At 59.9% G+C, this 6348-nt stretch carries 6 protein-coding genes and 2 tRNA genes; 4 read left to right on the forward strand and 4 right to left on the reverse strand.

The window, feature by feature from the left end:
* Window positions 1-166: 166 nt before the first annotated feature.
* The 4 genes from DW171_RS09800 to typA all read left to right on the forward strand — a co-directional run bounded on the left by DW171_RS09800 (window position 167) and on the right by typA (window position 3493).
* Window positions 167-667: a bifunctional nuclease family protein gene (locus tag DW171_RS09800; protein WP_117806592.1), complete on the forward strand. Its 501-nt coding sequence runs from the start codon at window positions 167-169 to the stop codon at window positions 665-667.
* Window positions 668-1057: a hypothetical protein gene (locus DW171_RS09805; protein WP_117584034.1), complete on the forward strand. Its 390-nt coding sequence runs from the start codon at window positions 668-670 to the stop codon at window positions 1055-1057.
* A 30-nt stretch (window positions 1058-1087) separates the two neighbouring features.
* Window positions 1088-1537, forward strand: a complete 450-nt coding sequence (locus DW171_RS09810) for a hypothetical protein (protein ID WP_089572580.1) — start codon at window positions 1088-1090, stop codon at window positions 1535-1537.
* Window positions 1538-1654: 117 nt separating this feature from the next.
* On the forward strand, window positions 1655-3493 hold the full coding sequence (gene typA, locus DW171_RS09815) for a translational GTPase TypA (RefSeq protein ID WP_055287536.1): 1839 nt from the start codon (window positions 1655-1657) through the stop codon (window positions 3491-3493).
* A 129-nt stretch (window positions 3494-3622) separates the two neighbouring features.
* Here typA and DW171_RS09820 read toward each other — a convergent pair whose 3' ends face one another.
* The 4 genes from DW171_RS09820 to DW171_RS09835 all read right to left on the reverse strand — a co-directional run bounded on the left by DW171_RS09820 (window position 3623) and on the right by DW171_RS09835 (window position 6222).
* Window positions 3623-4768 (reverse strand): polymer-forming cytoskeletal protein, encoded by a 1146-nt coding sequence (locus tag DW171_RS09820; RefSeq protein WP_118271086.1) that lies wholly within the window; start codon window positions 4766-4768, stop codon window positions 3623-3625.
* 106 nt (window positions 4769-4874) lie between these two features.
* Window positions 4875-5564, reverse strand: a complete 690-nt coding sequence (locus DW171_RS09825) for a trimeric intracellular cation channel family protein (protein WP_233539158.1) — start codon at window positions 5562-5564, stop codon at window positions 4875-4877.
* Window positions 5565-5992: 428 nt separating this feature from the next.
* A tRNA-Ser gene (locus tag DW171_RS09830) sits at window positions 5993-6083 on the reverse strand.
* A gap of 48 nt (window positions 6084-6131) precedes the next feature.
* A tRNA-Ser gene (locus DW171_RS09835) sits at window positions 6132-6222 on the reverse strand.
* Between the last annotated feature and the right edge of the window lie 126 nt (window positions 6223-6348).

The following is a 6348-nucleotide window of genomic DNA, read 5'->3' on the forward strand; positions in this document are numbered from 1 at the left end:
TGCGGATGAATGTGGGAGGTGTTCGGATAAAGTCGATAATCAAGGCAAAAGAGCCCCGTCCCAAAAAGACTACTTTGATTTTGTGTGCTGTGCGAAAGTTTGGGTAGTATAGCTATTCAATGCGGCGGGCTGCCGCGTGTTAACCGCTACGTACCGGAGGTGTTCCATGGTTCGTGTCGACATAGAGACCATCGTCATGGCCGCCGGTCCCGTGCCATCGCTTATCGTGCTTCGCGAGCGCTGCAGCAAATCGGACTCGCCCGCGCCGCTGCGTTCCCTTTCCATTCAGACTGGTTCGTTTGAAGCTGCTGCCATCAGCCGCGGCATCGATAGCGGTCGCGCCGAGCGCCCGATTACCCATGACCTGTTGCTCGATACCGTTGACGCCTTGGGCGCCAAACTCGAGCGCATCGAGATAGTTCGCGCCGAGCCGCCGGTGTTTTACGCGACGATTGTCGTACTGGCCGATGGTGACGAGCGCAAGATCGATGCCCGCCCCAGCGATGCCATCGCCCTTGCCGTGCGCAGCAATGCTCCCATGTTTGTGGAGGACGACATCATGAATCGCCTGGGCACCGTTTCTGCCCATGCCGAGGAAGTCGACGACGAGCAGGAGTTCGAGAAGTTCGACGAGTTCGTCCATACGCTCTCCCCCGATGACTTCTAAATGCGGGGCGTCCAGGTTGCGGAGCGTTCGCTGATGGCCGGCGGCATGTCGGCTGAGGCGGCCGCCATCGCGCGTGAAGCCCAGATGCGCTCGGAAGCATCCGAGGCGGCCCGCCTCGCCTATGTGACACAGGCCCGTACGCTTCGCGAGCGCCGCGGCTCGTTTATCAAGATGGTTGTCATCTCCGCCCTTGTCGCGGCAATCTGCTCGCGCCTTCGTGGTACAGTTGGTGCGCTTGGGTTTTCGATCTCTACGGGCCTGGTGATCTGGGGCGTGGTCGACGCGGTAATGCTGACCAGTCAGATCAAGGTGCTCGACAAGCGTGCGGTGGATATGATGCACGCCCGCGACGCTGCCGCCAAGATCGCTGCTGAGGCACAAGAACTGTAACGACGCCGGATTCGATGGGAAGGTCTAAAGATGGCACAGGATATGCAGGACGCCGGTAACGTCTCCGCTGAGCTCGACGCCATGGTGTGCGATCTGATTGGCGCCTTCTTGGACGACCTGGCCGCGGGCGAGAACCCGGGCGTGGTTGTGGCAATTGAGGACGCCGCTTCCAACCGTTATCTGGCCGCACTCGACGAAGATGGCGAGGAGGCATGCCTGGAGGCTGCCACCAACTTTATCTCCGAGCACAAGATGGGTCTTAAGGACGAGGGCCTGGGCCGTATCGCCCGCTATGCCATCGGCTACACCGGCTGCGTCGAGATTGACGGCGGCTATCACGATGCTCTGCTCGTGAGCTTCTTCGAAACCACGCTCGAGAGCGGTTTTTCGGCATACGTGCTGTATGAGGGCATGGGTGCCGGCGATGGTTTTATGTGGAGCGACCCTGAACCTGCAGGTGAGGAAACCCCTCTTATCTAAAATCGCTAAAATAAACGAGTTTTCGGTAAAAGGCTCAATATTCCCGCTGAGCGTTGTATCGCTGGGCGGGTCGCATACGCGTGCCGTTTGTATATGGATAGAAGATAGGGGAACTACATGCGCGTAGACAATCTGAGGAACATCGCCATCATCGCCCACGTCGACCACGGCAAGACGACGATGGTCGACAAGCTCCTGCGTGCCACGGACGCCTTCCGTGCCAACCAGCAGGTCGAGGACCGCGTCCTGGACTCTAACGACCAGGAGCGCGAGCGCGGCATTACGATTCTCGCCAAGAACATCTCTATCGAGTACAAGGACGTCAAGATCAACGTCATCGACACCCCGGGCCACGCCGACTTTGGCGGCGAGGTTGAGCGCGTGCTGCGTATGGCCGACGGCGCCCTGCTGCTGGTTGACGCTTTTGAGGGCCCCATGCCCCAGACCCGCTTCGTGCTGCGTCACGCTATCGACACCGGCCTCAAGATCATGATCGTTATCAACAAGATCGATCGTCCGGGCGCCAACCCCGAGAAGGCCTACAACGACTGCCTGGACCTTATGGCCGACCTGGGTGCCACCGACGACCAGCTCGAGTTCGCCATGGAGCACGTGGTCTACGCCAGCGCCATGAACGGCTTTGCCCGTCTTGACCCCAACGACGGCAACATGGACATGTATCCGCTGCTTGATATGATCATCGACGACATGCCCGCCCCCGAGGTTGACGAGAACGCCCCGCTGGCCATGCAGTGCGTGACCATCGACCACTCCAACTTTGTCGGCCGCATCGGCATCGGTCGCGTGTATTCCGGCGCCATTCACCAGGGCGATCAGATCCTGGTTGTCAAGAACGACGGCTCCAGCGCAACTGCTACCGTCAAGCAGCTCTTTACCTTCGACTACCTGGGCCGCACCGAGTGCCAGGAAGTCGGCGCCGGCGACATTGCCGCCGTTGTCGGTATTGACCGCACCGATATCGGCGATGTCTACACCGACCCCGAGAACCCCGTTGAGCTCGAGCCCATCGAGATCGACCCGCCGACTCTGTCCATCGTCTTTGAGGCTTCGACCTCCCCGCTCGTCGGTCGCGACGGCGACATCGTGGGCGCCCGTCAGCTCAAGGAGCGCCTGTTCAACGAGGCCGAGAACAACGTGACCATGAAGATCGAGGAGCTCGAGGACAAGAGCGGCGTCGAGGTCTCGGGCCGCGGCATCCTGCACCTGTCCGTCCTGATGGAGTCCATGCGCCGCGAGGGCTTTGAGTTCCAGGTCGGCCGTCCCCGCGTTCTGTTTAAGAAGGACGAGAACGGCAACAAGATGGAGCCCGTCGAGCAGGCCGTCGTCGAGTGCCCGGACGAGTACTCGGGCAAGGTCGTTGAGGTCTTCGGTACCTCCGGCGGTATCATGACGAGCATGGATACCTCGGGCATCGTGACGCACCTTGAGTTTAAGATCCCGACGCGTGGCATCATGGGCCTTAAGAACCGCATCATGAACGTCACCCACGGCGAGGGCGTGTTCTACCACACCTTCCTGGAGTACGGTCCCTACGCCGGCGAGATCGGCAACCGTCAGAACGGTGCCATGATCTCCATGACCACCGAGAAGGCCGTTGCCTATGCCCTGGGCACGCTGCAGGAGCGCGGCCAGCTGTTTGTTGAGCCGGGCACCGAGTGCTACGAGGGCATGATCGTGGGCGAGCGCAGCAAGGCCGGCGACATGGTCGTCAACATCGCCCGTACCAAGAACCTGGGCAACCAGCGTTCCTCGACCTCCGACATCTCCGTGCAGCTGGTGCCGCCTCGCACCTTCTCTCTGGAGGAGGCGCTGGAGTACATCGCCGACGACGAGCTGGTGGAGATTACTCCCAAGAACATCCGCCTGCGCAAGCGTCTGCTCAACGCCACCGACCGTAAGAAGGCAGCCGTCCGCGCCGGCCAGGTCAACAAATAAGCGCTGGGGCTTATAACTGCCAATAAGAAAGGGCGTCGACCGCAATGGTCGGCGCCCTTTTTGGTGCAATGGGATCAGGTTGCTTTGCGCCACCACAAAGGTGCCTGGCCCTTTTGTGGTGGTTGGCGGCTAGGCGGTGGGGAGTCCTGGCGTGTTAGCCGGCTGCTGCGGCTTGAGGTGGGCGTTGCGCCAGATGATCTGGATGGCGTAGCCGAGCGTGAAGACGAAGGCTACACCGCTGACAAAGTTGCCCATAAGAGGAAGTGCCGTGAGTGCGCCCGCGACGATACCGCCCATGGCGGCCATGGCGTAGCGGTTTTGGTTGTGTCCGACCATGCGCGCGACCGCGGTGCCCGTAAATGCCGCCGAGACCAAAGCGATGCCGATGACGCCGCACATGAGGGCGGCGGCGAGCGACAGGCCTGCAATCGAGATGATGAGCAGCAGCACGGCGGGAGCGACGGCGACCGTGCCCAGAAGACCACTTACCCACAGCGGCATGGGACGCTGATGGAGCATGCCGGCAGCGCTGGCGGTTGCGCGTGGAAAGACAAGCTCAAGCAGGATGGCGACAAAGCAGGTGGAAAGCGCCGCGGCAACGATGCCGCCGATAATGTCGTTGGCCGTAGAGGTGTTCTCGTTCTCGGTCCGGTCGATCTTGAGAGCTCCGACCTGGGCGCCCTCGGCCCGCTCGGGGTCCTGTGAGACGTGGGCGTTCACCGTGCCGGTGATGCGGGCGTTTTTACCCAGGATGAGCTTGTCGGCCCAGACCTCAACATCGCCATCGACGGTGCCGTCGATGGTTACGGTGTCGCCGGCAAGCGCCGCCGATTTGGCGGAGCCGCGCAGGGCGACCGTTTCGCCTGCCGCGTAAAAACAGTTGGCGGTGCTGCCGGTGTTGAGCACGACGTGCTGGCCGGCCACCGTGACGCTGCCATCGATTGCGGTTTTGGCGATATCGATGGTGCGTGCCGCCAGACGAACGGCGCCGCCTACGGTGCAATCGCGAATCGACAGGTTCTCACCCGCCGCGATAATATCGCGGCCGATGGAGGCGTCGTCTAGGTTGAGACTTTGGCCGGCCCAGTACAGGTCGCCTTCGATACCGGACGGAGTTGAGTCAACTTCGGTTGCGAGCACGTTTCCCGCGGTGTCGGTGCCGGCGAACGACACCGTGGGAAGTGCGGTGAGCGCGAGCGCAATCAGCGCGAATAGGATGGTGATGCGGGCCTGCGCTTTGTGGCGCCGGATCGACGGTACTTGGTTGCAAGGCATAGTGAATCCTTCGTTAGATACTCGACAGGTATCTAACAGGGTACCCAACGCGCGGGCGCTCTAAAAGAATCTCTCGGTTGCATTTCGAGGGGTTGTGCTGTGCTACCTACTTTTTACGGTGCAAAAAGCGCGCGATGTCTTCCTCGGTAGGGCTTTTAATGTCAAAGCGCAGTGATAGCCAACGCAGCCCCATGGTCACCACAACGCATACGACCAGCGCGGCAACATTGCTCATGAGGCCGCTCATGACGAGGGCTACATAGCTTGCCGATCCGGCGATGGCCGCGATGGCATAGAAGTTGGTGCGTTGGAAAATGCCCGGGACCACGCCCATAAAGCCGTCGCGCAGCATGCCGCCGCCCACGGCGGTAAAGAAGCCCATCATGATACATACGGCGGGCGCAAATCCGTACACCAACGCCTTGTCCGCGCCGGTTGCTGCATAGATGCCGACCGAGATGATGTCGAGCAGGGGAATGAGTTTTTCGGGCTTATCGACGATTGCCGGGAAGATATAGATGATGGCGGCTGTGGCGATGGAGAGCGGTAGTGCCATGGGCTGGTTGAGGATGTAGACGTTGCCGACCTGGAGCGTCATATCGCGCAAAAGACCGCCGCCCAGACCGCAGACCACCGCGAGCGCGACCGCGCCCACCAGGTCGAGCTTGTGCTCGCGAGCGACCAGCACGCCCGAGATCGATGCCGCGACAACGGCGAACATCTCGAGCCAAAATGGGATAGCGACCATGGCATCCGAGGCGTGTGAAGTAACAGTCATAGCGGCGACGACGGGCAAGATGAGGTCCTTTGATTCTCGGGTTTGAACAATGCCCGTACATAGTACATGGTTGGCGGCGATTGAGACCCTATTGCTCGGCAAACGGTAGGGACTGGGAACGGTCATGGGTACCAAACATGTACATCAGCCTCCAAAGATGCCGAAAAATGTCGTTTTTGGAGGGTGATGTACATGTTTGAGATTCAAGGTGAAATCGAAAGCAATGGGGGACGTGGCTGAATAGGAGGGATGTCCAAATTTTGAGCGGAGCTCAAAATTTATTCGGTCGGCTTGCGCCGACCGCGCTGCGCTAAAAACGCGCCACTGGCGCGTTTTCTTTACGCTCCGCGTCCTGACGGGTTCGAATCCCTCCTCCTCCGCCGTATTTGCTTGTAAGGGACTCTAAACAAAAAAGCCCCCGTTTTCGGGAGCTTTCTCAACCAAAATGGCGGAGGAGGAGGGATTCGAACCCTCGTGACCTTATACAGGCCAAACGGTTTTCGAGACCGCCGCATTCAACCACTCTGCCACCCCTCCGCGTGGGGTAAAAACAAAGCAGGCTCGAAGGCCTGCTTTGGAATTAACTGGCGGAGAGTCAGGGATTTGAACCCTGGAGACGCTTTTGACGCCTACACGATTTCCAATCGTGCTCCTTCGGCCACTCGGACAACTCTCCGTTAAATGCGAAAGTCAGTATACACGAGGAATCGCAAAGTGCAAACAGAAAAGTTGGCATTTTTTAAAACGCTTGGCCGTCCTTGATTATCGACTTTATCCGAACACCTCCCACATTCATCCGCAC

It is taken from the genome of Collinsella sp. AM15-2, assembly GCF_003471985.1.
Taxonomy (GTDB): domain Bacteria; phylum Actinomycetota; class Coriobacteriia; order Coriobacteriales; family Coriobacteriaceae; genus Collinsella.